Genomic DNA, 25,721 nt, shown 5'->3' with positions numbered 1-25,721 from the left:
TCTTCCTGAGGTGCCCACGCCGTGGGCCTCGAAGGAGGGCTCCAGGAATCTCAGCGACATCTGGAGCCCTCCTTCGAGGTCAGTCGATCTTCGATCGACCAACACCTCAGGATGAGGTCGCGGGTGGGATGAACCAGATGGGAAGGCCCTGACCATGCCCGACCGCAGCTTCCTCGACTGGCCGTTCTTCGAGCCCCGCCACCGCGACCTCGCCGCGCAAGCCGACGACTGGGCCGCCCGCACGGTGCCGGCCCTCGTCGACCATCGCGACGTCGATAACTCGTGCCGGCGCCTCGTCGCGGCTCTCGGCGAGGCGGGCTTCCTGCGCTACGCCGCCCCCGAGGACGGGCGTTTCGACGTGCGGGCGCTCTGCCTCCTGCGCGAGACCTTCGCCCGCCATGACGGGCTCGCCGATTTCGCCTTCGCCATGCAGGGCCTCGGCACCGGGGCGCTGACGCTGTCCGGCACGGCGGCGCAGCGCGAGGCGGTGCTGCCCGGGGTCAGGGCCGGGCGCCGCATCGCCGCCTTCGCGCTGACCGAGCCGGAGGCCGGCTCGGACGTGGCCCAGATCGCCCTGTCCGCCGAGCCGATGCCCGACGGCACGGTGCGGCTCGACGGCGAGAAGACCTGGATCTCGAATGGCGGCATCGCCGACCTTTACGTCGTCTTCGCCCGCAGCGGCGAGGCGCCGGGCGCCCGCGGCCTCTCGGCCTGGTGCGTGCCGGCGGACACCCCCGGCCTGACGATCGTCGAGCGCCTCGACACCATCGCCCCCCACCCGCTCGCTCGCCTGCGCTTCGAGGATTGTCGCGTCCCCGTCGAAAACCGCATCGGCGAGGCCGGGGCCGGGTTCAAGGTCGCGATGGCGACGCTCGACGTGTTCCGGTCCACCGTCGGCGCCGCGGCTTTGGGCTTTGCCCGCCGCGCCCTCGATGCCTCGCTCGCCCGCACGCAGACCCGAAAGCTGTTCGGGGCGCCGCTCGCCGCGATGCAGCTGACCCAGACCAGCCTCGCCGAGATGGCGACGGCGATCGATACCGCGGCGCTCCACGTCTACCGCGCCGCCTGGACCCGGGATTCCGGTGCGCCGCGCATCACCCGCGAGGCCGCGATGGCTAAGATGGTGGCGACGGAAGCCGCGCAGGAGGTGATCGACCGGGCGGTGCAGCTCCATGGCGGCGAGGGCGTCCGCTCCGGCTCGGTGCCGGAGACGCTCTACCGCGAGATCCGGGCGCTGCGGATCTACGAGGGCGCCACCGAGGTCCAGAAGCTCGTCATCGCCCGCCAGATTCTCGCCTGAGAGGAGGTTCGTCCGATGGAGGCTGCCGTGCAGAATGCCCCTATGCCGGAGATCCCGGCCGTCGCGCATCCCACCGGGCCCCGCCCCGGCGACAGCCCGTGGGCGCGCCGCCCCGACACCTTCGTGCGGGACAACCTGCCCCCGCCCGACCGGATGCCGGACTTCGTCAACCTCGACCGGCTCGGCTATCCCGAGCACCTGAACGCCACGGTCGAGCTGGTCGACCGGCACGTGGCGGAGGGGCGCGGCGAGCGGGTGGCCCTCGTCGGGCCGGACGTGACCTGGACCTATGCCGAGCTGGCCCGCCAGATCGACCGGATGGCGAACGTCCTGGTCGATCGGCTCGGCCTCGTGCCGGGCGGACGGGTGCTGCTGCGCTCGGCCAACAACCCGACCAAGGTCGCGCTCTACCTCGCCATCATCAAGGCGGGCGGGATCGTGGTGGCGACGATGCCGCTGCTGCGGGCCCGTGAGCTGACCCAGATCCTCGACAAGGCCCGCATCCCGCTCGCCCTCTGCGATGCCGGCCTGATCGACGAGATGGCGAAGGCCGCGGAGGGCCGCGCCGATCCGGTGCGGGTGGTGACCTGGCGCGGCACCGCCGGGGGCGACCTCGGCGATCTCCTCGGGACGGCCTCCGACCGGTTCGACCCGCCCCCGACCCGGGCCGACGATCCGTGCCTGCTCGGCTTCACCTCCGGCACCACCGGCCTGCCGAAGGCGACGATCCACTATCACCGCGACCTCCTGGTGATCTGCGATTGTTACGGCCGCGAGGTGTTGCAGGCGGCGCCGGACGACGTGTTCATCGGCTCGCCGCCGCTCGCCTTCACCTTCGGCCTCGGCGGGCTGGTGCTGTTCCCGTTCCGGGTCGGCGCCCGGGCGGTGCTGCTCGAGAAGGCGGGACCGGCGGACCTCGCCGCTTCCATCGCCCGGTACCGTGCCACGGTGCTGTTCACCGCGCCGACCGCCTACCGGGCGATGCTCGGGCTGATCGGCCAGCACGACCTGTCGTCGCTGCGAAAATGCGTCTCGGCCGGCGAAACCCTGCCGGCGCCGACCTGGCACGCCTGGCTGAAGGCGACCGGGATCAAGCTGATGGACGGCATCGGCGCGACCGAGATGCTGCACATCTTCATCGCCTCGCCCGAGACCGAGATCCGCCCCGGCGCCACGGGCCGGCCGGTGCCGGGCTACGAAGCGCGGGTGATCGACGAGGCCGGCCGGCCCTGCCCGCCTGGGATGCCGGGGCGGCTGGCGGTGCGCGGGCCGATCGGCTGCCGCTACCTCGCCGACGAGCGCCAGACGACTTACGTGCAGGACGGCTGGAACGTCACCGGCGACACCTACCTGCAGGACGCGGACGGCTATTTCTGGTTCCAGGCCCGCAACGACGACATGATCGTCTCGGCCGGCTACAACATCGCCGGTCCCGAGGTGGAGGCGAGCCTGCTCGCCCATCCGGCGGTGGCGGAAGTGGGCGTCGTCGCGGCGCCCTGCCCGGAGCGCGGCCGCATCGTCGCGGCCTACGTGGTGCTGAATCCGGGCCTTGCCGGGACCGAGGCCCTGACCAAGGCCTTGCAGGACCACGTCAAGAACGACCTCGCGCCCTACAAGTACCCGCGGGCGGTGCATTACGTGGAAAGCCTGCCCAAGACCGAATCCGGCAAGCTGCAACGCTTCGCCCTGCGCCGGCAGGCCGAGGCACAAGCCGCAGCAACCCAGGGAGAGACCGCATGACCGCCAGCCCGATCCCCCTCCGCCCCGGGAGCGCCGCCGAGACCCCGGCCCTCGCCACCCTCCAGCCCCCCGGCTGGAAGAAGCCGAAGGGCTACGCCAACGGCATGGCCGGCCGCGGCACAGTGGTGATGACCGGCGGCCTGATCGGCTGGGACGAGAACGAGGTTCTGGCCGAGGGCTTCATCCCCCAGGTCGAGCAGATCTTGCGCAACATCCTGGCGGTCCTGGCCGAGGCCGGCGCCGGGCCGGAGCACGTCGCGCGGCTGACCTGGTACGTGCGCAGCGTCGACACCTACCGCGCCTCGCTGCCCGAACTCGGGCCGGTCTACCGCCGGGTGATGGGCCGCCACTTCCCCGCCATGGCGCTGGTCGGCGTCGCGGATCTCGTCGAGCCCGGGGCCCTCGTCGAGATCGAGGCGACCGCGATCGTGCCGGACGCCGCCTGATGCAGGCGCCCTCCTGGACGACCGGCGGCGCGGTCGGCGACATCGACCGTGCCTACGACAATCTCGGCGCCGTGCCGGATGCCAGAACCTATCCGCCGCGCTGGACCGAGGCGGCGGCGGCCTTCCGCGACCGGCTCTCGGGCCAAGGCCGCGCGCGGCTCGGGCTGCCCTACGGGGCGGGGCCCCGCCACGCCTACGACCTGTTCCTGCCCGAGGGAGATCCGGTCGGCCTCGCGGTGTTCGTGCATGGCGGCTACTGGAAGGCGTTCGACCGCTCGGTCTGGTCCCACCTCGCCGCCGGGCCGCTCGCCCACGGCTTCGCGGTCGCGCTGCCGAGCTACACGCTCTGCCCGGAGGCGCGCATCGCCGGCATCACCGCCGAGATCGCCGCCTTCCTCGATCGGGCGAGCGCCGAGGTGCCGGGTCCGATCCATCTGTCGGGCCACTCCGCCGGCGGCCACCTCGTCACCCGGATGCTCTGCACCGATGTCGCGCTCGGCAGCGCCGACCGCATCGCCCGGGTCGTCTCGATCAGCGGCGTCCACGACCTGCGCCCGCTCCTCGCGACGCAGATGAACCAGGTCCTGCATCTCGATGCGCAGGAGGCATGGGCCGAGAGCCCCGTGCTGCACGCGCCGCGCCCGGGCGCCCGCCTGATCGCCGTCGCCGGCGGGGACGAGCTGCCGGAATTCCGGCGCCAGAACCTCCTGCTGCCGACGATCTGGCACGGGCTCGGCGCCGAGACGCACGCCTCCGAGATCGCGGGGACGCATCATCTCAGTGTCATCGCGGGGCTGGCCGAGGCGGAGAGTGATCTGACCCGTGCGTTGATCGGAGGATGATTCCGATTGCCGCCCGTTTCACCCAGTCGGCAGCCTCGATCATATCCTCGTCATTCCGGAATGGCGCGGCATGCCCCGGAATAGATATGTGGGACCCCCCTGGATGACACGGAGTTGTGCGCGCCGCAGACAGCGTGGCCGACCGCTCGTCTTCCGCTTTCGAGCTCACGGGCGTCTCAGGGGCGCCCAAACTCCCGCGGCAGGATAGCCGCCAAGCCCTGTCGCGCCGCGTCGGCAATCCGTCCCCAGCCAGGCCGCGGACGATGTCGCGGGCTCGACCGGCATCCGGTGGATATCCGGTGCCTTCCGCGGAACCGGCGCGCCGGCCGTACGTTCTCGAAGCAGCAGCGGATTCCCCAATCCACAACGCGATGGAACGCCCGCCGAGGTCCGAACCCTCCGGCGGGCGTTCTGCCGTTCGGGACCAGCGTCGAGAGATGCGATCCGGGGCTGTCGCCTTCCGGCAGCATCGTCGTCGTCGGATCTTTCTCGCATCGTCGGCCCTGGAACCGTCCCGCGGCAGACCGACCGGCCGGGGGCGAGAATGAGGCCCAGGGTCGCAACCCAAGTGATTCAAGCTTGAGCGTGTCTTCGAGTCCTCACTCCTGCCTTGTTTGCGGCGCGTCCTGCCCTCCGACCAGGGCTGCGCGGCGGCCCGACACCCTTCCAGCGAGGCGGCACCATGCGTTTCATCGGCATTTTCGGCGCTCTCCTCTCCGTCGTCCTCGTCCTGACGGTCGGCGCGTTGTTCACCCTGGTGGCGGCGCCGGTCCGGGCGGCGCTGGCGTTCCGGCGGGCCTGACGCCCGCCGGCGCGATGCGGGTCACGCGGCGGCGCGCATCAGCCAGATCGCCGCGGAGAGGCCCACCCCCGCGACCCCGATGAATCCGACATAGAGGGCGAGCGTCGGATCGGCGTGGCCGTGGGCGTAGCCCGGCTTGCGGGGGGACAGCCGCCACCGTTCCTTGATCTCGGCGAAGCGGGCCCGGGCGATGTCCTTCGGCGAGAGGGCATTGCCGCCCGCCTCCTCGCAGGTCCCGAGCATCGCCATGCCGGGATCGAACACCTCGACCTTGTCGCCGCTGCGACCGGAATCGATGTCGCCCTTGAGCATCGCCGTGTTGGGCTTCGGGGCATCGACCGGGGCCGGCGGATCGGCGCGCTGCGCCGACAGGTGCGGGGGAACGTCGGTGTCGTAGCTCATGGCCTCAAGCTCGCGAGAGGGACGGATATCCCGGGACTACGCCCGCCGCCTGGGGAAGTTCGCGGGTGCGGCCGCCCATGCCCTGCGGCACGACGACCCCGTGGTGACGATCCGTCATACCGGTGATCCCGCGCGGAGCGGACGGGCGTCCCCTCCCGCTCTTCTCCGGCAAGCTCCCGTCCCGCTCCAAGCGCCGCGGGGCGGAACGATGCAGCGCGACAGGAATTGTTGCGATGCAGCATCGCGCTCGTGCGGGATGCTGCTGCCCTTCCAGGGCGTTTCCTCCCCGACTGAAGCCGCCCGCGAGGGCGGCTTCCTTTTCGGCCAGGCACGCGTTTCGGCAAGGAGCGGTCCGCTCGGCGGATCGGCCGCGCGGGCTCGAACCCGCAGGATATCCTGGCTCACGGTGCGGGATTTACGGTGATCCTGCCGCGAGATCGCGGTACCGCGCCGCCCGATTTCGCGCTATGGGCTGCGCCACGCGGCCGGTCCCGGTCGTCTTTCCCCCGTCGCATTCCGGCATCATGGCGCACGAAGGCCCTCCTCCCCAGGGAACCCCGCTCCAGGTCGATCTGGAGGAGGTCGCGCCGGGCGAGTTCCTCATCTCGGTCGTCTGGCGCGAGACGAAGCTCGGCTCGCTCTATCTGCGGGGGGACCGCCGCGAGGCGGCCGCCTTCCTCGAGGAGGCCCGCCAGCGCATCGTGGTGACCATCGCCGGCGACGGCCCGAGCGACGTCGGCCGGCAGGTGCAGCGCGAACTGATCGACCTCAGCCGCAACAGGCAGCCGCGGAACTGACCGGCGGGAGCGCGACCCCGGGGAACCTTTCCCCGTGGGACCGGTATGTCCCGATGCCGGTATCCGCGAAGGGTTGACCCAATGCCTCTCTACTACGTCGACAGGTTCGACGGCATCGCCGTCATCGACGACGTAGGGGTCGAGCTGCCCGATGCGGATGCGATGCGCGATTACGTTCGCGACGTCTTGACGGAGATGATGAGCGTCGAGGCCTGCACCGGCGAGGTGTCGCGCTGCCAGGCCTCGGTGCGGGACGCATCCGGCCGGCGCGTGCTGGCGGCGACTCTCGTCCTGACGATGTCGCCGGAGCCGCCGCAGGCCTGTCCCTGACGCTCGCCCGACCGTCGTCCCGACCTCACTCCGCATCGCCCTTCCCCGCCGGTCCGTCCTCCGCCCGCTTGCGCCGGTCGTCGATGGCCCGGTCGACGAGGCCGCCTATCAGGAGGGTCGCGAGGAGGAAGGCCGTGCCGAGGGCCAGCGGGCGATAGGCCCCCAGCCCGCAGACGATGCCGAGCGCCGCCGTCACCCAGATCGCCGCCGCGGTGGTGAGGCCGTGCACCCGGCCGCGCCCCTCCCGCTTCACGATCACGCCGGCGCCGAGGAAGCCGATCCCCGTGACGATGCCCTGGATCGCCCGGCCGGCATTCGCGTCGGCCCCGTCCTCGGCGAAGCCGGACCCGGCCAGGGTCACCAGGGCCGCCCCGAGGGCCACCAGGCCCAGGGTGCGCACGCCGACGGGCTTGGCGTGCATCTCGCGGTTGAGGCCCACCACTCCCCCGGCGAGGACGGCGGCGCCGAGGCGCAGGGCGATGTCGGTGGTCGAGAGCATCATCGGTCGCGACTTTGCGCCGTGGCGGGTGGAAGCGCCACGATGGTCCTCACGCGGCCCTGTCCCGGCCGGTTTCCTTGGCCCGGTAGAGGGCCCCGTCCGCCCGCGCGATCGTCTCGTCGAGGGATCGGTCCTCCATCCGGGCCAGGGTCACGCCGAGGCTCACCGTCCAGGCGGGCAGGCCCGGCACGTCGCGGCAGGCGGTCCTGACCCGCTCGGCGAAGGCCCTCGCCGCCGCCGGATCGGTGCCGTGGAGCACGACCGCGAACTCGTCGCCGCCGAGCCGGACCACGAGGTCGCGCGGCGACGGCAGCCGGACCGTGACGACGGCCACCAGCGCCTTGAGCACCGCATCGCCCACGGCATGGCCATGGCCGTCGTTGAGCGCCTTGAAGTGATCGAGATCGACCAGGATCACCGCCGTGCCGGGCGGCGGGGCGCCCGGCACGCGGGCGGAAAGCCCGGCCCGGTTCAGGGCGCCGGTCAGCGGGTCCCGTTCGGCGAGGAGACGCAGCCGTGCCTGCGCCCGCTCGCCCGGCATCGCCAGGAGACCGAGATACAGGACCCCGAGCAGGAGCTGGTCGGACAGCATCGGCAGCAGCGCGGTGAGCGCGATCGTGCCGGACCCCGTCGCCTCGCAGACGAGGGCCGCCGCGTAGGAGGGCAGGTAGCCGAACAGCGCGACCGCGGCGATGCGCCGGCCCAGGCTCGGGGCCTGGGAGCGATCGAGGAGCAGGAGGCCGGCGACGGTGGCGGTGTTGACGGCAGTCGCCGCCGTGGCGAGCAGCCGGCAGGGCCACGCCCCGGCCTCGCCGGGGGACAGGCCGAGGGCGAGGAGCGGCAGGGCATAGGCGAGGCCCGGCGACAGCCCGAGCGCCCAGAGCCGGACCGGGACCCCGCGCCCCTCCTCGAACCGCCGGACGCCGTCGAGGAGAAGCGTGATGGTCGCGCCCAGGCCGGCAAAGAGCGCGGCCGTGACGAGGGGATGCGAGTCCACGGCAAAGCAGATCAGGATCGCCGCGTAGCCGCCGGAGCTTGCCGCCCAGCACGGCCAATGCGCCTCGTTCCGGCGCCCGGACCACAGCACCAGGAACACCGCCGCGAAGGCGCTGGTGGCGAGGACGCTGCACAGGCGCAGGGTCGAGATGTCCGGCAGAGACAGCATCGGCGACAGGAGATCGGCAAGCGGGACCGGTACCGGCAGGAGCGCAGGACGGTGGACGCTCCACTTTTCCCGACCAGTCGTTAAGGCCGGGTAGGGCCAGTGCCGGAAGTTGCAGGACCGGCGGCGCCCGGTCCGGCACATGTCGCGTCATCCGCTATGACGGATGAAGCGTTCGGCCAAAGCGCGGGCATTTACGCGATTGCAACGATCGGGGATCAACAATCGTCCGGTCGCCTTCCATGCCGCGGCGCGACGCGCGGGCAGACCTGCGAGCCGGGAGATGGCCGGGAAACCTGCGGATTACCGCGACGTGCATATCGGCGGCCTCATCGAGGAGCGACGCCTGCGTGCCGGCCTCAGCCGGGAGGCGCTCGCCGGCCCGCTCGAGGTCTCGCTCTCCCAGCTCGGCAAATACCTCAAGGGCGCCAACCGCCTGAGCGCCACGGACCTGGATGTCGTGGCGCGGGTGCTCGGCGTGCCGGTGGGCTTCTTCTTCGAGGGCATGCCGGGTCGCGACGTGCCTCAGCCCGGGCTGAGCGACCGGCCCCAGGCCCGGCTGGAGGCGCTGGAGGGATGGACCGGGTTCGCCGAGGCGGTGGCCCGGGCCGCCGACACCCATCTCGACGAAGATCGCCGCCAGACCCTCGGCAGTCTCGTGCGCGCCGTCGACCATGCGCTGTCCGGGCCACAACCGTTCGATAAAGCGAACGTCTCCGGTCCATCGGATTGACGTTCGGGATTCCGGCTGCCAGAACCCCGCGATCGAAGTGTCGGGTAGATATCGGCCGACGTGCCGCGCTCGACGAAACCCCGAGGGCTTCGCACGCCATGCCGCGTTCCAACTACCTGTTCACCAGCGAGTCGGTCTCAGAAGGTCATCCGGACAAGGTCTGCGACCGCATCTCCGACACCGTGGTCGACGCCTACCTGGCGGTGATGCCGGAGGCCCGCCTCGGCGTCGAGACCCTGGCGACCACCAATCGCATCGTGATCGCCGGCGAGGTGCGCGGCCCCGATTCGGTGACCTTCAAGGACCTGGAGGAGCTGACCCGCGCGGCCGTGAAGGACATCGGCTACGAGCAGGACGGCTTCCACTGGAAGAACAACGACGTCGCCATCTACCTGCATGCCCAGTCGGCCGACATCGCCCAGGGCGTCGACGCCGCGGGCAACAAGGACGAGGGCGCGGGCGACCAGGGCATCATGTTCGGCTACGCGTCGGACGAGACCCCCGCCCTGATGCCGGCGCCGATCTACTACGCCCACAAGATCCTCAAGGACCTGGCCGACGCCCGCAAGGCGAAGTCGGGCGACGCGGCCAAGCTCGGCCCGGACGCCAAGAGCCAGGTCACCGTGCGCTACGTCGACGGCCGCCCGGTCGAGGCGACGCAGATCGTGCTCTCGACCCAGCACCTCGACGAGTCGCTTGACTCGGCCGCCGTGCGCGCCATCGTCGAGCCCTATATCCGCGCCGCCCTCCCCGAGAACTGGGTCACCGACGGCACGGTGTGGCACGTCAACCCGACCGGCAAGTTCGTGATCGGCGGCCCCGACGGTGATGCCGGCCTGACCGGCCGCAAGATCATCGTCGACACCTACGGTGGCGCGGCGCCCCACGGCGGCGGCGCCTTCTCGGGCAAGGATCCGACCAAGGTCGACCGCTCGGCAGCCTATGCGGCGCGCTACCTGGCCAAGAACGTCGTCGCCGCCGGCCTCGCCCGCAAGGCCACGATCCAGCTCGCCTACGCGATCGGCGTCGCCAAGCCGCTGTCCATCTACGTCGACCTGCACGGCACCGGCGAGGTCGACGAGGCGAAGCTCGAGTCGGTCCTGGGCCAGCTCGTCGACCTGTCGCCCCGCGGCATCCGCACCCATCTCGGCCTCAACAAGCCGATCTATGCCCGCACCTCGGCCTACGGCCATTTCGGCCGCGAGCCCGAGGCCGATGGCGGCTTCTCCTGGGAGCGCACCGACCTCGTCGGCCAGCTCAAGAGCGCCCTGGCCTGATCCAGCGCCCCGGCCCGAAAGCGTCGCACGATCGCATCGCGGTCGTGCGACGCTTTCGATCTCCGTTTTGTCGCAGATTTTCGTCGCGAAACCGGATTCCATTTTTGCGAAATCTGCGTGTTTTCCAAAATCTGCTTGGCGGGGCATCGACACGCACGCCCCTTCCTCGGCACCGGGACACCATGGACGACCACGACACCGACGCAGGCCCCGAGCGGGCCCGCGCCTTCTACGGCAGGCGCAAGGGCAAGCGCCTGCGCCCGGGCCAGGAGGAGCGCCTCGCCGACCTCCTGCCGCGCCTGCGCCTGCCCGAGGCGGGTCCGCTCGACCCGGCCGCCCTCTTCCCGCGGCCGGTCGCCGAGACCTGGCTCGAGATCGGGTTCGGCGGCGGCGAGCATCTCGCGGCGCAGGCCCGGCTCAATCCCAACACCGGCATCATCGGCTGCGAGCCCTTCGTCAACGGCGTGGTGAAGCTGCTGCGCACCCTCGACGACGAGGCGATCGACACCGTGCGCCTCTGGGACCGGGACGCGATGGAATTGCTGCCGCGGCTGCCCGATGCCAGCATCGGCCGCGTGTTCCTGCTCTATCCCGATCCGTGGCCGAAGCGCCGGCAGCGCAAGCGCCGCTTCGTTTCGGAGGAATCTCTCATCGAGATCGCCCGGGTGCTGAAGCCCGGCGGCGAATTCCGCTTCGCCTCCGACATCGACGATTACGCCGGCTGGACGCTCGTCCGCGCCGCCCGCTGCCCTCACCTGCGCTGGACCGCGACGAGCGGCCCCGACTGGACCACGCCCTGGCCGGAATGGCCCGGCACCCGCTACGAGGCCAAGACCACCGCCGAGGGACGAAAGCCCACCTACCTGACCTTCGAGCGGGTATAGGGGCGGCAGGACAACCTGCGGCTCCTGTCCGCGTCACCCCGGCCCATGATAGGGTCGTGCCATGACCGCCGTCGCCTTCGACACCCTGAAATTCGCCCGCGCCCTCCGGGAGCGGGCCCATCTCTCCGCCGAGCAGGCGGAGGGACTGTCGGAGGTGTTCGCCGAAGCCGTGCAGGGCGGCCTGCCGACCCGGGCCGACCTTCAGGGGCTCGAAGGCTCGGTGAAGGCCGAGTTCGTGGCCGTGCGAGCCGAGATCGCGGCTTTCCAGGCCGAAACCAAGACCGAGTTCGCGGCCGTCCGGGCAGAACTCGCGGCTTTCAGGGTCGAGACGAAGAACGAGTCCGCCGCTACCAGAGCGGAGATGAAGACCGAATTCGCCGCGGTCCGATCGGAACTCGCAGCCTTCAAGGTCGAGACGCGGAACGAGTTTGCCGCCGTCCGGTCGGAGATGAAGACCGAGTTCGCGGCCGTTCGATCGGAAATCGCAGCCTTCAAGGTTGAGACGCGGAACGAGTTTGCCTCCGTCCGATCGGAGATGAAGACTGAATTCGCCTCCGTTCGATCGGAGATGAAGCTTCTCGAGCAGCGGATGACGATCAAGCTCGGCGCCATGCTGGTGGCGCTCGGCGGCATCCTGATCGCGGCGATCCGGACTATGCCGGCCCGCTGAATCCGAGCGCCGGTCCATCGAACGGAACGTGCTCCGGCGCACCGCGCAAGGGAGGCCGACGGCCGACCTTGCCGCCGGACGCGCGGAGAGGCATGGTTTTTCCCGCGAAACCGCCAAGCCGGGCCGGGCGGGGCAAGTCGGCCTGGGACGCCGTGCGGCGAGCGGGTTCACCCCGTACGCCACCCCGCTCACCAGGAATGCGCTGCCTTGGACCAGAGGCCCGACGCCGCCCCCGGCCTGCCGGACGAACTTCTTCCCCGCTTCGCCTTCGAGGGCGCACCGGTCGGCCTCGCCTGCCTCGGCGGGCCGGACCGGCGCATCCTCGCCGCCAACCCGGCCCTGGCCGCGCTTCTGGGGATCGCTCCCGCGGCCTTGAGCGGCCGCCGCCTCGACGATCTCGACCACCCGCAGGGCGCGCGGACCGGGCAAGATTTCGCACTCCGGGATCTCGCGGGCGAGGCCTGGTGGCGCCGGGCCGACGGGTCGCCGGTCCGGGTGCGGCTCCGGGCCGGGCCGGAACGGGACGGGTACCGGATCGTCGCGGTCGAGGCCGTCGCGGACGGCGCCGCCGAGGCCCGGCAGACCCATTCCGAGCAGACCCATCTGGCGCTCGCCTCCGCCGGGCTCGGCGAATGGAGCTGGAACCCAGCCGACGGCCGCGTCACCCTGGCGGACCGGGCCGCGGCGATCCTCGGCTACCCGGCCGGGGCGACGCCCCTGTGGGCCGATCTGCGGGAGATGGTCGGTCGCGACGACCTCGACCGGATCCGGGCCACGGTGCAGGATGCCGTCGCCAAGGCGATCCCCTACGCGGTCGAGCTGCGCATCCGCCGGGCGAATGACGGCCAGGAGGCCTGGATCTCCGCCCGCGGCCAGGCGACGCTGGCCCCCGACGGGACGCCCACCGGCATGATCGGCGTTCTCCAGGACGTGACCGCCCGGGAGGAGGCCCGGCGCGCCCTGCACGACCGCGAGCAGCGGCTGCGGGTGGCGACCACGGTGGCGGCGCTCGGCATCTTCGAATGGCACGTGCTCGACGACCAGTCGATCTGGGAGAACGAGCGCATGTGGGAGATCTTCCGCCGCCGGCCGCAGGACGGCACCATCAGCATGCGCGAGTTCTTCCGCACGGTGGTCCACCCGGAGGACAAGGTGGCCTTCCGCCGGTCCGTCGCCGCTGCGCTCCATGGCGACGGGGTACTGCACGCGACGACGCGCATCCGCCGCCCGGACGACGGCGGCGGCGAGGTCTGGCGCACGATCGAGATGGCCGGCCGATTCGAGCGCGACGGGCCGGCCGGCCTGCCGCAGCGCCTGATCGGCGTCGTTGCCGACATCACCGACCGCAAGCTCGCCGAGGAGCGCCAGTCGCTGCTGATCCGCGAGCTGCACCACCGGGTGAAGAACACGCTCGCGACGGTGCAGGCCATCGTCGGCTCGACCGCCCGGACGGCGTCGAGCATCGACAGCTTCTACGAGGCCTTCGTCGGGCGCATCATGTCGCTCGCCCACACCCATTCGGTGCTGACCGAGGACGTGTGGCAGACCGCCTCCTTGCGCGGATTGCTGGAGAACGAGCTGCGCCCCTATGGCGACGGCGAGATGCGGGCCGGCTCCGGCGGGCGGATCGAGCTCGACGGGCCGGCGGTCGACCTGCCCTCCGAGATCGCGGTGCCGATCGGCATGGCGATCCACGAACTGACCACCAACGCCGCCAAGTACGGCGCCCTGTCGAACCGGAGCGGCCGGGTGCGGATCCGCTGGAGCGTCGAGACCGGGGCGGACCGGCCGCGCCTGCGCTTCCACTGGCAGGAATCCGGCGGTCCCGCGGTGGCGCCCCCGACCCGCCAGGGCTTCGGCTCGCGCCTGCTCCAGCGGGTGCTCACCACGCAGGTCCAGGCCGAGGTCGCCACCGACTACGCGCCCGGCGGCCTCGTCCTGACCATGCTGGCGCCGCTGCCGGCCCGCAACGCTGCCCTCAATCCCCTGCTGGCGACGCTGTAATACCAATGGCCCAAGATGCTGACGCATCGGGCCATTGAGCCATCTCGAATTGTCTATGCCAAGCCAGAGGCTTGACGACAATTCGAGAACGGAACCAAAGGTCGTTTCCAACGACCGTTGGTATAAGCCGTCGACGAGGCGGATACCGGTCCGTCGCAGAGAATGCGGCAAAGTCGAAGGCCTGAAGAGCTTCGCGTTTGCGGCGCGATCGTGAAGCTCTCCAGAGGTGACAGCGTCAGGCGCTGCGGGCCGCGCCCTCGCCGCCAGCGTTGCGAAACACCTTCAATTCCTCGATCGACGCGAAGTGGAAGCGCCCGGCCGGCGTGTCGGCGTCGATCGTGCCGTCGGCATACATCGTGTAGGTGTTGCCGCCCGAATCGTAGGTGCCGATCACCGTCTTGCCCGGCGGCTCCTCGGGGCGGTCCTCGTGAGGGGGCTCCGGAGGCGCCGGCGCCTCGGCGACGGGCTCGGGGGCCGGAGGCGGGGGCGCGACCTCCTGCGCCGGTTCCAGCCGGGGCTCCTCCGCAGGCGGCGGCACGGGCTCGTGAGCCGCGGTCTCGTGCGGGGCCGGCTCAGGCGCGACGACTTCCTGCGCGATCGGCTCGTGCGCCGGGAATTCCTGTGTCACGAACTCCTGTGTCATGGGTTCCTGGGCGATGGGCGCGTGCGGCGACGGTTCGTGCTGCGGCGGCTCGGGCGGCGGGGTGTCGTGACGCTCCGTCGGAAGGTCCGCATCCTCGGCCCGGCTCAGGCGCAGCTCGCTCGCGGCGAGCCCGGCCGCCGCCACGGCGGCGCCGGCGGCGAGCGCCGCTCCCCCGCCGAGCCCCGTCGGCTCGGCCGGGCGCGGCTCGGGCGCGGGCGGAGCGGCCGGGAACGGGACCGGCGGCAGGACGGGTGACAGGACCGGCTCGCTGCGGCTCGCCCGCACCGGCGCGGCGCCGGTCCCGGCGGGAGCGAGGTCCGCAACCGAGCGGGCCGCCGGGGCACGCCCGTCGAGGGCGCGCTCGATGCGCCCGAGCCGCGCGACCGCCGCGGTGATCCCGAGCAGCACGGCGCCTGCGCTCGCCCCGACGGTGCCGGCGATGACCATGGTCCAGCCGACTTCGAGCCGGATGAAGGGGATGCCCTGCACCATCGCGGCGAGACCGCCGATCAGCATCAGGAGGGCGAGCACGGTCAACGCGACGATCATTCGGACTCTCGGGGCACTGGCGATCGAACGGGGCTGCCCGGTGGGCGAGGCGAGCAGCCGAACGGGCGGGTCCGGAGCCGTCGCTCCGCCCGCCAGCCCCAGATTTAGGCGCCCGGGCCGCTTTTGCAAAACGGCCGCGCTTGAATTCCTCGGATTCCGCCCCCGGAAGGCCGGGATGACGGGGGTGACGGCGGACCTGCGGCGTTGCCGCGGGCGCAGGGCCGACTTAGGTAGACGCGGGTGCCGCGGCGACGCCTCCTGGTGACCGCCGCGCCCGACCCGTGAGATCCGGAGACACGCTGATGGCCTTCACGCTGCCCGAACTCCCCTACGCCTACGACGCGCTGCAGCCCTACATGTCGAAGGAGACTCTGGAGTTCCACCACGACAAGCACCACAAGGCGTATGTCGATACCGGCAACAAGCTCCTCGAGGGCTCGGAGCTCGCCGGCAAGAGCGTCGAGGAGGTGGTGAAGGCCTCCTACGGCCAGAACCAGCCGTTGTTCAACAATGCCGGCCAGCACTACAACCACATCCACTTCTGGCAGTGGATGAAGCCGAATGGCGGCGGCGCGATCCCGGGCGCGCTGGAGAAGAAGATCGCCGAGGACCTCGGCGGCACCGACAAGTTCAAGGCCGACTTCATCCAGGCCGGCGTGTCGCAGTTCGGCTCCGGCTGGGCCTGGCTCGCGGTGAAGAACGGCAAGCTCGAGATCATGAAGACCCCCAACGGCGAGAACCCGCTGGTGCATGGCGCCAAGCCGATCCTCGGCGTCGACGTGTGGGAGCACTCCTACTACATCGATTACCGCAACCGCCGTCCCGACTACCTCAAGGCGTTCATCGAGAACCTGGTGAACTGGGAGCACGTCGAGAAGATGTACGGCGAGGCGATCGCCTGATCGACGCCGGATCGCACGCGATCCTGAAACCCCCTCCCCTCCCGGGCGAGGGGGTTTTTCCATGCCGGCAGCCGCCCCGCCATGGGAGAGGCGACGCTTTTTCCCCTGCTCGACGTCATCCTGGGGCTCACTGACGGCGAGAACCCGGGATCCATGGCCGCCGACGGTGCCGGACGAAGCGGGATGCCGGTCGCCCGATCCTGAAGCGCCAGATTTTGTGGATCCCGGGTTCCGCGGCGCGGCCCCAGGACGACGAGGTGGGTTTCAACTCCGGCAGTTCACTCAAACAGGCTCCGGCACCAGCCGAACCCGCTCCCGCTCCAGGAATTCCGCGAACCGGTCCGAGCCGAGATAGGCCAGCTCCAGCGGCCGGCTCGCCACCACCGGGTCGAGGGCGCGCAAGCCGTCGTCGATCTCGCCCGGATGGCACATCACCACCGGGGCCGGCCCGAGCGCCCGGAAGCTCCGCTCGAAGGCCTCGGCGAACCCCTCCCCTTCCGAAAAATCCGAGAAGCCGGAGAAGCCGCGGTTGGTGGCAAATCCCGCCCGCCGGGCCGCGGGCCCGAAGCCGAGCCCGAGCCCTGCGACCACCAGGGCCTTGCCGGCCTGCGGCCGCGCCCGGATCGCGCCTGGACGATCGCCCGGATCGCGCAGCCAGCCCCCCCAGCCCCGGCTGGCCAGCGCCGCGAGGAGAGCCCCCCGCACCCCCGGCAGCACGTGGACGTGCTGGTGACCGTCGACGAAATCCGGCAGCCGGCCCATCGCCGCCGCGAAGGCGTCGAGCTGGCGCTCGATCTCGGGGCGGACGTCCTGAGGTCTCAGCCCGCCCGACAGGGCAAGCCGCATCAGCCGCCCGAGGGCCGGCAGGCGCCCGCCGGGCGCGAGGCGCGGCAGGGGCCCGAGCGGTGCCCCCGTCGTCAGGGTGAGGTGCAGCCCCAGGACCACCGTGCCGTGCAACTCGCGCAGGGCCGGCGCCGCGTCCGAAAAGGCCGGGATGTTGGTCATCGACCCGGTGGCTGATATGCGGCCCTTCCGCGCCAGGTCGAGGATGCCCCGGCTGACGCCCGGGCTCAGGCCGTAATCGTCGGCGCAGAGCACGACCGGGTGCCGTTCAGGAAGCATCGCGTAGATCTCGCGCCAAGAGAGCCGCCGGTGCCCGCACCGGCCCTGATGACCGCCCGCCGCCGGCTCCCGCCGGCGCCAGACACCGAAACGAGGGACAGCGCCGTGGAGCTGTTCAGACAGCCTGAGCCGGTCGACCTGAGCGTCGTCATACCGGTCTTCAACGAGAGCGCCAACGTCGCGCCGCTGCTCGCCCGCCTGCTGCCGGTGCTGGAGCGCCTGACGCCGTCTTACGAGGTGGTGTTCGTCGACGACGGCAGCCACGACGACACCGCCGCGGTGGTGGCCGCCCATCACCGGGCCGAGCCGCGCATCGGCGCGGTCTCGTTCAGCCGCAACTTCGGCAAGGAGATCGCCATCGCGGCCGGTCTCGACCACGCCGAGGGCCGCGCCGTCGTCATCATGGATGCCGATTTGCAGCACCCGCCCGAACTGATCGCGACCTTCTGGGAGCGCTGGCGCGAGGGCAACGTGATGGTCTACGCCCAGCGCACCGACCGCGACGACGAGAGCGCGATGCGGCGCGGCTTCGCCCGGCTGTTCTACCGGCTCTTCGCCCGCTTCGGCGAGATGCCGCTGCCCGAGGGCGCCGGCGATTTCCGCCTGATCGACCGCAAGGGGGTCGAGGTGCTGCGCTCGCTGCCCGAGCGCGCCCGGTTCTCGAAGGGCCTGTATTCCTGGATCGGCTTCCGCTCGGTCGGCGTGCCCTACCAGGTCGAGGAACGCCAGCACGGCGCCTCGAAATGGAGCTTTCGCAAGCTGTTCCGCTTCGCCTTCGACGGCATCACCTCGTTCTCGACCGTACCCTTGCGGGTCTGGACCTATCTCGGCGGCACCATCGCGGGCATCGCCTTCCTCACCGCACTGTACTTCGTCGCCGATACCCTGCTGCGCGGGCCGGACGTGCCGGGCTACGCCTCGCTGATCGTCTCGGTAATGTTCTTCTCCGGGGTGCAGCTGATGTCGCTCGGCATCATCGGCGAGTATATCGGCCGCATCTTCGCCGAGGTGAAGCGGCGCCCGCTCTACGTCGTCGCCGAGCGGATCGGACCTGCGGCCGTGGGCCACGACCGCCTGATCCGCGACGATCGCCGCGAGCGGCGCACGCGCTATTCCGGCGCCGCCTGAGCGGGGTTGCACCGGGCAACCCTGCTCGGCGTCTCGTTCCGGCATCGTTCGTGTCGGCGATCGCTTCGGCGCACGATGCCTTAAGCCGTCCGGCCCGGTTTCTCGCGGCGGTCCTGTGCTATGGACCGCCGCATGATTCGCAGCATCCTCTCGGTCGGCGGCTGGACGCTGGTCTCCCGGGCCACCGGCTTCCTGCGCGACGTGGTCATGGCCGCCGTGATGGGCGCCGGGCCGATCGCCGACGCCTTCGTGGTGGCCTTCCGGCTGCCGAACCACTTCCGCGCGATCTTCGGCGAGGGGGCCTTCAACGTCGCCTTCGTGCCGACCTACGCCGCCCTCGACGCGAAGGACGGCGCGGCGCGGGCCTTCGCCGACCGGGTCTATACCCTGATGCTGCTGGTGCAGGTGGCGCTCCTGGCGCTCGCCCTGCCGCTGATGCCCCTGATCGTGCGGGCGCTCGCCCCCGGCTTCGTCGACGAGCCCGAAAAATTCGCTCTCGCGGTGACGCTCACCCGCATCACCTTCCCGTACCTGCTGTTCATCACGCAGGTGACGCTCCTGTCGGGCATCCTCAATGCCCGCCGCCGCTTCGCCGCCGCCGCCGCCGCGCCGGTGCTGCTCAACGTCTCGCTGCTGGCGGCGCTCGCCCTCGCCTTCCTGTTCCCGAATGCCGGCTACGCCGCCGCCTGGGGCGTCGCGGTGTCGGGCGTGCTGCAGTTCCTGCTGGTCTGGGCAGATGCCCGGCGCGCCGGCCTCGCTCCCACCCTCGTGCGCCCGACATTGAGCGACGACGGCATGCGCCGGTTCTTCCGGATGCTGGGGCCGGCGGTGATCGGCTCGGCCGGGGTGCAGATCGCGATGTTCGCCGACACCATCATCGCCTCGTTCCTGCCGACCGGCGCGGTCTCGGCGCTGTACTACGCCGACCGGCTCTACCAGCTGCCCTTCGGGGTCATCGGCATCGCCGCCGGCACGGTGCTCCTGCCGGAGATGAGCCGGCGGGTCGCGGCGGGCGACGCCGACGGGGCGCATGCGGCGCAGAACCGCGCCACCGGCTTCTCGCTCGCCCTCTCGGCGCCGTTCGCGGTGGCGTTCCTGCTGGTGCCGGACCTGATCATGACCGCCCTGTTCCAGCGCGGCGCCTTCGATGCCGAGGCGGCGGCCCGCTCCGGCGCGGTGCTGGCGGCCTACGGCCTGGCGCTCCCGGCGGCGGTGCTGATCCGCTCGATCGTGGCGAGCTTCTACGCCCGCCACGACACCCGCACGCCGGTCGTCGCCTCGCTCACCGCAGTCGCGGTCAATGTCGGGCTGAAGGTGGTGCTCACCGGACCGCTCGGGGTGATGGGCCTGGCGCTCGCCACCGCGGCGGGCGTCTGGGTCAACGTGCTGATCCTGTTCTGCCTCGCCTATGGCCGCGGCTGGACCGCGCCGAGCCGCACGCTGATCGTCACCGCCGGCGGGGTGCTGGCCGCCTGCGTCGTGCTCGCCGCCTGCACCCTCGGCGGCCTGCCGCTGATCGACCGCCTGATGCCGTCCCTGCCGCGCTTCCGCGAACTGGCCGTGCTGACGACCCTGGGGCTGGCCGGGCTCGTCGCCTACGGGGCGACGCTGCTGGTGGCCCTGCGGCTGGGCGGGGTGCGGTTGCGGCGGGTGTGAGACGAATTCCGGAAGGCATCTCGCCGGATCCGGATCACCCGGCCTCCTCCCGTTCGCGGCGCCCCGATCGTCGTGACGCGAGACCCGGGACGGCTCCGACGCTTGGCGCTCGGGCTCCTCACGACGGCGCCGCACCGCCCAGGCGCTCGCGCTCCCGCAACGTCTCGATGAGATCAAGCACCCGCGCGACCTGCGCACCGAGATTCCACCAGGCCGGCCGCGAGGCCGCGGGATGCGCCGGCATCGCCGCCACCGCCTCGATCAGGAACGCCGCCTCCGGCAGGGCCGGCCGGTCGGCGCGGCGGATCGAGGAACTGGCGAGCGCGCGGGCGAGGAGCTGTGCCTTGCGGGCGCCCGGCACCCGGGCGCGGCGGGTGACCGGGTCGAGCCCGGCGCGGGCGAGGTCGCGGCCGATCTCGGCGTAAATCAGCCCGGCGGCGCGCACCGCCGGGCGGCAGGCGGGGGGCAGCATCGCGATGCCGGATTCGGCCCGGGCGTAGAGGAGGTCGGCCGCCGCGAGCAGGCGGGCCACCACGGCGGCGAGGGCGGGGCTCGGTTCGGGCCGGGCCAGGAACGCGTCGGGGTCGATCCCGGCCTCGCGCAGCCAGTCTTCCGGCAGGTAGAGGCGCCCGTTGCGGGCATCCTCGCCGACGTCGCGGGCGACGTTGGTGAGCTGCATGGCGATGCCGAGGTCGCAGGCCCGGGCCAGGGCTTCCGGCGAGCGCTCGCCCATCACCAGGGTCATCATGGCGCCGACCGAGCCGGCGACCCGGGCCGCGTAGGCGACGAGGGAGGAGAGGTCCGGGTGGCGCCGCCCGGCGGCGTCCCAGGCCAGCCCCTCGAGGAGGGCGGCGGGCAACGCCTCGGGGATGGCGTGGCGGGTCACGATCTCGGCGAGCGCCCGGTCGGCGGGCGCATCGGAAGGCCGGCCGGCATAGGCCGCCGCCAGCCGGGCCCGCAGCCGCGGCACGGCGTCTCCCCGGGCGCCCGCCCCGTCCACCGCGTCGTCGGAGAGGCGGCAGAAGGCGTAGAGCCCGTAGGCGTCGCGGCGCACCGCCTCGGGCAGCAGCCACGACGCGGCATAGAAGCTGCGCGAGCCGGCCCGGATCGCGTCCCGGCAGGCGCTGTGGTCGGCGGCGCGGGCCAGGGCGGCGGCGAAGGGCGTCTGACGACGCGGATCAGGCGAAGACGGCAGCATCCGGCACCACGCGATCGAGGATCTTCGAGGAGGAGAGCACCCCCGGCAGCCCGGCCCCCGGATGGGTGCCGGCGCCGACGAGGTAGAGGTGGCGCACCGAACCGCAGCGGTTGTGCGGGCGGAAATACGCGCTCTGCGTCAGGATCGGCTCCAGGCCGAAGCCCGAGCCGCGCCAGGACAGGAAGTCGTCGGAAAAATCCTGCGGCGTCGTCACCCGGGAGGTGACGAGGGCGTCCGACAGGCCCGGCAGCACGGTGGCTTCGAGGCGCGCGGCGATGCGCTGCCGGAACGGTTCGGCGAGCGCCGCCCAATCCTGCCCGCCGGCGAGGTTCGGCACCGGAGCCAGCGCGTAGAACGCATCGTGGCCCGGCGGGGCCACGCTCGGATCGGTCGCGGTCGGGCGGTGCAGGTAGAGGCTCATGTCCTCGGCCAGCACCTTGCGGGAAAAGATGTCGTCGAGGAGCCCGCGATAGCGGGGCCCGAGCAGGATCGTGTGGTGGGCGAGATCCGGATAGCGGCGTCGCGTGCCGAAATACCAGACGAACAGCCCCATCGAGGAATGCGCCCGGGAGAGACGCCGCTCGCGCCAGCCCCGCGCCTGCTTCGGCAGCAGGTGGAGCGCCGTCACGGCCGAATCGGCGTTCGACACCACCACGTCGGCGGGGAACTCGGTGCCGTCGGTGAGCGCCACGCCCCGGGCGGTGCCGTCCCGCACGAGGATGCGCTCGACCTCGGCGCCGCACCGCACCTCGCCGCCCTGGCCCTCGATCAGGCGCACCATCCCGCGCACCAGCGCCCCCGTGCCGCCGAGCGCCGAATGCACGCCCCAGCGCCGTTCGAGCGAGGCGATCAGGCCGTAGAGCGCGCTCGCCCGGAACGGCGAGCCGCCGATGAGGAGCGGGTGGAAGCTGAACGCCGTGCGCAGGCGCTCGTCGCGGAACACCGACGAGACCAGGCTGTAGACGCTGCGATGGCCGCCGATCCGCAGGAGGTCGGGGGCGACGCGCAGCATGTCGGCGACGCGGCCGAACGGCACCGCGCCGAGCTGCTCGAACCCGACCCGGCACAACTCGTCGGAGAGCGCCATGAAGCGGTCATACGCACCACCCTCGCCGGGGGACAGGCGCTCGACCTCCCGGCGCATCGTCTCGGCCTCGCCGCACATCGCGAAGGTGGCGCCGTCGTCGAAGCGGATGCGGTAGAACGGCCGCATCGGCACGAGCGTCACGTCGTCGGCGAGACGACGCCCGCACAAGCCCCACAATTCCTCGAACAGGAACGGCGCGGTGACGATGGTCGGCCCGGCATCGAAGGCGAAACCGTCCTGCCGGTGGACCCGCGCCCGCCCGCCCGGCTGGTCGAGCCGTTCGAGCACGGCGACCCGGTAGCCCCGCGCGCCGAGCCGGATGGCCGCCGCGAGCCCGCCGAAGCCGCTGCCGATCACCACCGCATGGGGGCGGCGCCGGGCGGACGTGACCCGCGGCGGCGCATCGTCGAGTGTCAACATAGGTTGACACTATCGTCGCGGTCGGGCCGGGTGGCAAGGGGAAAAGGCGACCTCCCCGGCAGACCGCAGATCGAGGGACGAGCGGCTGACAGCGTGCTAGCGTCAACCTGGATTGACATCCCTGTCAGGGCCGTCTCGCTGAAGCAAAAGGCGCGGGTTTTCGCCTCTCCCCGCGGGCGCAGGGCTGTCCGGGGAAAGACGAGGCGCGGGAAATCCCCCTCTCCCCGCGGGCGCAGGGCTGTCCGGGGAAGTTAGGAGGCATGGGCCGTCCTCCTTCTGCGCCTGGTTGCGGTCGGTCTTGGCGATAGCAGGGCCCGGACCTCGGCCCAGGTCTGCGGCTCGAACAAGCCCTGTCGCAGCAGGTCGACGAAGCGCAGGATCGGCACGCGCGGGCAGTGGCGGCGCAGCGCCAGGCGCAGCAGCGCGAAGGTGATCATCGCCGCCACCAACTGCAGGCGCACGGCTTCCTCGCTGTGGCCCAGGAAGCGGCGGATCGCCAGGTGCTGCTTGAGCCAGCGGAACAACAGCTCGATCTGCCAGCGCGTCTTGTAGAGGGCGGCGATCTGGGTGGCGGGACGGGTCAGGTCGTTGGTCACCAGCGTCAGGCGTGCTCCGCCCTCGTGGCGGCGCAACTGGATCCGGCGCAGGCCCATGCCCAGGCGCGAGTCGCCCTTGCTGGCCAGGGCGACCTCGTGATCGGCCAGCAGCGTGAAGCCGTCGCCCTCCCGCTCGGGCTCGGGCGGCAGGGGACGGCCGGTGCGCACGCGCAGGCGCATGTTGGTCTTGGGTCGGGTGACGAACGTCGCCTGGGCCTCGGCGATGGCGCTCCACCAGCCGTAGTGGCAATAGCCCTTGTCGAAGACGTATGTGGCGCCGCGCTCCAGCGGGATCCGGCGGCCGATCTCGGCATCGTTGCGGGTGGCGGGGGTGAGGTCGAGCAGGCGGGGCTGGTGGGTTTCGGGTGTGTAGGCCAGGTGCAGCTTCATCCCGCGGATGCGGCCGTTCGAGCGGGCCCAGCCGTGCAGGGCGCCGAGCGGGATCGGGGTGGCATCGATCAGGCGCAGCAAGGTGCGTCCGTCGCGGCGCAGGCGACGGTCGAGTTGGCCGACCAGGCGGGCGAAGGTCTCGGTGAACACCGCCAGGGGGCGGCGCTGGTTGGCATCCGAGAGGGTCGAGCGATGCAGCCGCCCGGTGCCGAGCTGGGGATGGGCCGCGGCGTGAGCGTTCCAGGCGACCTCCAGGGCGCGCAAGCTGGCGGCGGGGCTGAGCTGGGCGAAGATCAGGGCCAGCAGGTGATCCCAGGAGGAGAAGCACTTGTCGTAGGCGTCGGCGCCGTGGCGCGCGACGCTTTGGGCGATCTGCTGGCGATCGAGGCCTTCCAGCAGCTGGGCGAAGCGGGTATCGCTGGGGTGCATGTCCTGCCCGGATGTTCGTGTCTCGACAACCGGACAACTCCCGGATCACCTCCGGCGTGGCAGGGCATGCACCCAGACCCAAATTTTCCCCGGACAGCCCTGCCGCGGGCGGGGAGAGGACTTCATCGACCTTGTCGTCGATGAAGTGAGCGGAGGCGAAAGCCGGAGCGAGGGTGAGGGGGTGTTTCCGGATGAGGCTCCTTCGGAAACACCCCCTCACCCTCGCCCTTCGGGCTTCCTGAGCCCCTTCGGAGCTCAGGCCTCTCCCCGCCCGCGGGGAGAGGGGAAAACTCGCGCCTCAGTCTTTCCCCGGACAGACCTGCCGTGGGCGGGGAGAGGAGAAACCCGCGCTCTTCTCCTGCCGGACGCGCCGTGGGACCGGCCGTGCTTCCGACAGGACCCGATCGGTCGCCTACACGTCGCAGCTCAACCCCAACGCCGCCAGCCCCTCGTCGAGCAGGTCGCCGACATTCGGGATGCCGAGGAGGTAATCGGCAGGGCGGGTGCCCGCGGCCTCGCGCTCGCGGGCGAGGCGGACGGCATCGGGAAATTCCTCCGGCTCCATGTCGCCGCGACCGATGAACAGGATCGCCACCAGCTCGGCCCGCTCGTCGTCGTTGAGGCCGGCGATCACCTCGCGCAGCTCCTCTTCGGTGGCGTCGTCGGTGCCGTCGACCAGCACGTCGCGGGCGCCGTCGTCGATCGGGTTCGAGCCGGAATCGGGGTCGCTCAGACCCTCCTTCACGTCGAGGGCCCGGACCCGCAGGATGAACTCACAGACTTTCTCAACGGCGATGTCCATCGGCCGAACCTCCTCGCAGCACGCGCGACACTGGATGTCAGCCTCAACCCGCGAAGCGCGGCCGGGTTCGCCGTGATCGGTTCACCTCTGGACGCCGGGGCCGTTCGACATCAAGTGAGCGGCGGCGCGCCATTCCTCGAGGTTCCCGATGCTGATCAACGCCGCCTTCGCGGCCCTGCGGCAGGTGTTCTCCCCGCCGCTCCGGGCGATCCTGTGGAAGTCGCTCGGCCTCACGGTCGGGCTCCTGGTCCTGGTGTGGTTTGGCCTCACCAAGGGCATCGCGGCGATCCTCGCCGCCCACCCGATCTCGACCGACTACGCGATGGTCAACGCCGTGGCGTCGTTCCTCGCCGGAGCCGGGATCTTCGTCGGGCTCGCCTACATCCTGCCGCCGGTCTCGATCCTGGTGGCGGGCTACTTCCTCGACGACGCCGCCGAGATCGTCGAGCGCACCGACTTCCCGGACGAGGTGCCGGGCCGGGCGATGCCGCTGTCCCAGGCGATGCTCTACACATTGCGGTTCGCCGGCCTCGCGCTCGCCGTCAACCTCGCGGCCTTGCTTCTGCTGCTGGTGCCGGGGGTCAACGTGGCGGCGTTCTTCCTCGCCAACACCTACCTGCTCGGCCGGGAATATTTCGAACTCGCCGCCGCCCGGTTCCGGCCGCTGCCCGAGGCCGGCGCCATGCGGCGCCACCATTCCGCGACCGTGATGCTGGCCGGCGCCCTGCTCGCCGGGCTGATGGTGATCCCGGTCGTCAACCTGATCACGCCGCTCTTCGGCATCGCCCTGATGGTCCATGTCCACAAGGGCCTGAGCCGCGACCGGCTGCTGAAGGCCCCGGTCACCCGTCCGCCGCTGGCGATGGACCGCGACCGGATCGACGTGAGGCAGCGCTGAGCGAAGGCCGAAT

24 protein-coding genes are annotated in these 25,721 nt (G+C 71.6%); 15 read left to right on the top strand and 9 right to left on the bottom strand.

What is annotated here, in order from left to right; all coding sequences use genetic code 11:
* Window positions 1-154 precede the first annotated feature (154 nt).
* From F1D61_RS20485 to F1D61_RS20470, 4 genes are all read left to right on the top strand, one after another.
* Complete coding sequence (locus F1D61_RS20485; protein WP_203153646.1) at window positions 155-1,300, top strand: acyl-CoA dehydrogenase family protein; 1,146 nt, start codon at window positions 155-157, stop codon at window positions 1,298-1,300.
* A gap of 153 nt (window positions 1,301-1,453) precedes the next feature.
* Window positions 1,454-3,040, top strand: a complete 1,587-nt coding sequence (locus F1D61_RS20480; RefSeq protein WP_246775984.1) for an AMP-binding protein — start codon at window positions 1,454-1,456, stop codon at window positions 3,038-3,040.
* Window positions 3,037-3,486: a RidA family protein gene (locus tag F1D61_RS20475; RefSeq protein ID WP_203153644.1), complete on the top strand. Its 450-nt coding sequence runs from the start codon at window positions 3,037-3,039 to the stop codon at window positions 3,484-3,486. The genes F1D61_RS20480 and F1D61_RS20475 overlap by 4 nt, the downstream gene beginning before the upstream one ends.
* Complete coding sequence (locus tag F1D61_RS20470; protein ID WP_203153642.1) at window positions 3,486-4,328, top strand: alpha/beta hydrolase; 843 nt, start codon at window positions 3,486-3,488, stop codon at window positions 4,326-4,328. Before F1D61_RS20475 ends, F1D61_RS20470 begins: the two co-directional genes overlap by 1 nt.
* A gap of 823 nt (window positions 4,329-5,151) precedes the next feature.
* On the opposite strand, the gene F1D61_RS20465 is transcribed toward F1D61_RS20470, so the two are convergent.
* Window positions 5,152-5,532 carry a hypothetical protein gene (locus F1D61_RS20465; RefSeq protein ID WP_203153640.1) on the bottom strand — a complete coding sequence of 127 codons (381 nt, stop codon included), beginning with the start codon at window positions 5,530-5,532 and terminating at the stop codon, window positions 5,152-5,154.
* A 467-nt stretch (window positions 5,533-5,999) separates the two neighbouring features.
* Here F1D61_RS20465 and F1D61_RS20460 point away from each other — a divergent pair, with 467 nt between their 5' ends.
* The gene (locus F1D61_RS20460; protein WP_203153638.1) at window positions 6,000-6,329 is read left to right on the top strand and encodes a hypothetical protein; all 330 of its coding nucleotides are present in this window, start codon (window positions 6,000-6,002) and stop codon (window positions 6,327-6,329) included.
* Between the two features lie 81 nt (window positions 6,330-6,410).
* Complete coding sequence (locus F1D61_RS20455) at window positions 6,411-6,659, top strand: DUF6894 family protein (RefSeq protein ID WP_203153636.1); 249 nt, start codon at window positions 6,411-6,413, stop codon at window positions 6,657-6,659.
* Between the two features lie 25 nt (window positions 6,660-6,684).
* Here the strand turns inward: F1D61_RS20455 and F1D61_RS20450 are convergent, their stop codons facing one another.
* Window positions 6,685-7,161 (bottom strand): MgtC/SapB family protein, encoded by a 477-nt coding sequence (locus F1D61_RS20450; protein ID WP_246775439.1) that lies wholly within the window; start codon window positions 7,159-7,161, stop codon window positions 6,685-6,687.
* Between the two features lie 46 nt (window positions 7,162-7,207).
* The gene (locus tag F1D61_RS20445; protein ID WP_203153634.1) at window positions 7,208-8,323 is read right to left on the bottom strand and encodes a sensor domain-containing diguanylate cyclase; all 1,116 of its coding nucleotides are present in this window, start codon (window positions 8,321-8,323) and stop codon (window positions 7,208-7,210) included.
* A 163-nt stretch (window positions 8,324-8,486) separates the two neighbouring features.
* Here F1D61_RS20445 and F1D61_RS20440 point away from each other — a divergent pair, with 163 nt between their 5' ends.
* From F1D61_RS20440 to F1D61_RS20420, 5 genes are all read left to right on the top strand, one after another.
* Complete coding sequence (locus tag F1D61_RS20440) at window positions 8,487-9,053, top strand: helix-turn-helix domain-containing protein (protein ID WP_246775438.1); 567 nt, start codon at window positions 8,487-8,489, stop codon at window positions 9,051-9,053.
* 98 nt (window positions 9,054-9,151) lie between these two features.
* A complete protein-coding gene (gene metK, locus F1D61_RS20435) occupies window positions 9,152-10,330 on the top strand; it encodes a methionine adenosyltransferase (RefSeq protein ID WP_060850268.1) in 1,179 nt (392 codons plus the stop codon).
* Window positions 10,331-10,512: 182 nt separating this feature from the next.
* Window positions 10,513-11,214 carry a tRNA (guanine(46)-N(7))-methyltransferase TrmB gene (gene trmB / locus F1D61_RS20430; protein WP_203153632.1) on the top strand — a complete coding sequence of 234 codons (702 nt, stop codon included), beginning with the start codon at window positions 10,513-10,515 and terminating at the stop codon, window positions 11,212-11,214.
* A 154-nt stretch (window positions 11,215-11,368) separates the two neighbouring features.
* On the top strand, window positions 11,369-11,884 hold the full coding sequence (locus F1D61_RS20425) for a CCDC90 family protein (RefSeq protein WP_246775437.1): 516 nt from the start codon (window positions 11,369-11,371) through the stop codon (window positions 11,882-11,884).
* Between the two features lie 207 nt (window positions 11,885-12,091).
* On the top strand, window positions 12,092-13,888 hold the full coding sequence (locus F1D61_RS20420) for a sensor histidine kinase (protein WP_203153628.1): 1,797 nt from the start codon (window positions 12,092-12,094) through the stop codon (window positions 13,886-13,888).
* Between the two features lie 235 nt (window positions 13,889-14,123).
* Here F1D61_RS20420 and F1D61_RS20415 read toward each other — a convergent pair whose 3' ends face one another.
* Window positions 14,124-15,080: a hypothetical protein gene (locus F1D61_RS20415; protein WP_203153621.1), complete on the bottom strand. Its 957-nt coding sequence runs from the start codon at window positions 15,078-15,080 to the stop codon at window positions 14,124-14,126.
* 302 nt (window positions 15,081-15,382) lie between these two features.
* Between F1D61_RS20415 and F1D61_RS20410 the strand changes: the two genes are divergently transcribed.
* Window positions 15,383-15,982, top strand: a complete 600-nt coding sequence (locus tag F1D61_RS20410) for a superoxide dismutase (RefSeq protein ID WP_048429540.1) — start codon at window positions 15,383-15,385, stop codon at window positions 15,980-15,982.
* 282 nt (window positions 15,983-16,264) lie between these two features.
* Here F1D61_RS20410 and F1D61_RS20405 read toward each other — a convergent pair whose 3' ends face one another.
* Window positions 16,265-17,104: a ChbG/HpnK family deacetylase gene (locus tag F1D61_RS20405; RefSeq protein ID WP_203153619.1), complete on the bottom strand. Its 840-nt coding sequence runs from the start codon at window positions 17,102-17,104 to the stop codon at window positions 16,265-16,267.
* Between the two features lie 105 nt (window positions 17,105-17,209).
* Here F1D61_RS20405 and F1D61_RS20400 point away from each other — a divergent pair, with 105 nt between their 5' ends.
* Window positions 17,210-18,232, top strand: coding sequence for a glycosyltransferase family 2 protein (locus F1D61_RS20400; protein ID WP_203153617.1), 1,023 nt, complete (start codon window positions 17,210-17,212; stop codon window positions 18,230-18,232).
* Between the two features lie 132 nt (window positions 18,233-18,364).
* Window positions 18,365-19,888 (top strand): murein biosynthesis integral membrane protein MurJ, encoded by a 1,524-nt coding sequence (murJ, locus tag F1D61_RS20395; RefSeq protein ID WP_203153615.1) that lies wholly within the window; start codon window positions 18,365-18,367, stop codon window positions 19,886-19,888.
* A 118-nt stretch (window positions 19,889-20,006) separates the two neighbouring features.
* Here the strand turns inward: murJ and F1D61_RS20390 are convergent, their stop codons facing one another.
* The 4 genes from F1D61_RS20390 to F1D61_RS20375 form a co-directional block, all read right to left on the bottom strand.
* Entirely contained in the window at window positions 20,007-21,086 is a 1,080-nt protein-coding gene (locus F1D61_RS20390) for a phytoene/squalene synthase family protein (protein WP_203153613.1), read from the bottom strand.
* Window positions 21,067-22,593, bottom strand: a complete 1,527-nt coding sequence (gene crtI, locus F1D61_RS20385; RefSeq protein WP_203153611.1) for a phytoene desaturase family protein — start codon at window positions 22,591-22,593, stop codon at window positions 21,067-21,069. Before crtI ends, F1D61_RS20390 begins: the two co-directional genes overlap by 20 nt.
* A gap of 251 nt (window positions 22,594-22,844) precedes the next feature.
* The gene (locus tag F1D61_RS20380) at window positions 22,845-24,008 is read right to left on the bottom strand and encodes an IS4 family transposase (protein ID WP_203153609.1); all 1,164 of its coding nucleotides are present in this window, start codon (window positions 24,006-24,008) and stop codon (window positions 22,845-22,847) included.
* A gap of 412 nt (window positions 24,009-24,420) precedes the next feature.
* Window positions 24,421-24,810: a DUF3775 domain-containing protein gene (locus F1D61_RS20375; RefSeq protein WP_203153607.1), complete on the bottom strand. Its 390-nt coding sequence runs from the start codon at window positions 24,808-24,810 to the stop codon at window positions 24,421-24,423.
* A gap of 148 nt (window positions 24,811-24,958) precedes the next feature.
* On the opposite strand from F1D61_RS20375, the gene F1D61_RS20370 reads away from it, so the two are divergent.
* The gene (locus F1D61_RS20370; protein ID WP_203153605.1) at window positions 24,959-25,708 is read left to right on the top strand and encodes a sulfate transporter family protein; all 750 of its coding nucleotides are present in this window, start codon (window positions 24,959-24,961) and stop codon (window positions 25,706-25,708) included.
* The last annotated feature ends 13 nt before the right edge of the window (window positions 25,709-25,721 follow it).

The sequence above is a fragment of the Methylobacterium aquaticum genome (assembly GCF_016804325.1).
In the GTDB taxonomy this organism is placed as follows: domain Bacteria; phylum Pseudomonadota; class Alphaproteobacteria; order Rhizobiales; family Beijerinckiaceae; genus Methylobacterium; species Methylobacterium aquaticum_C.
Note: the sequence above shows the minus strand (reverse complement) of the source record. Positions and strands in the feature narration are given on the sequence as shown.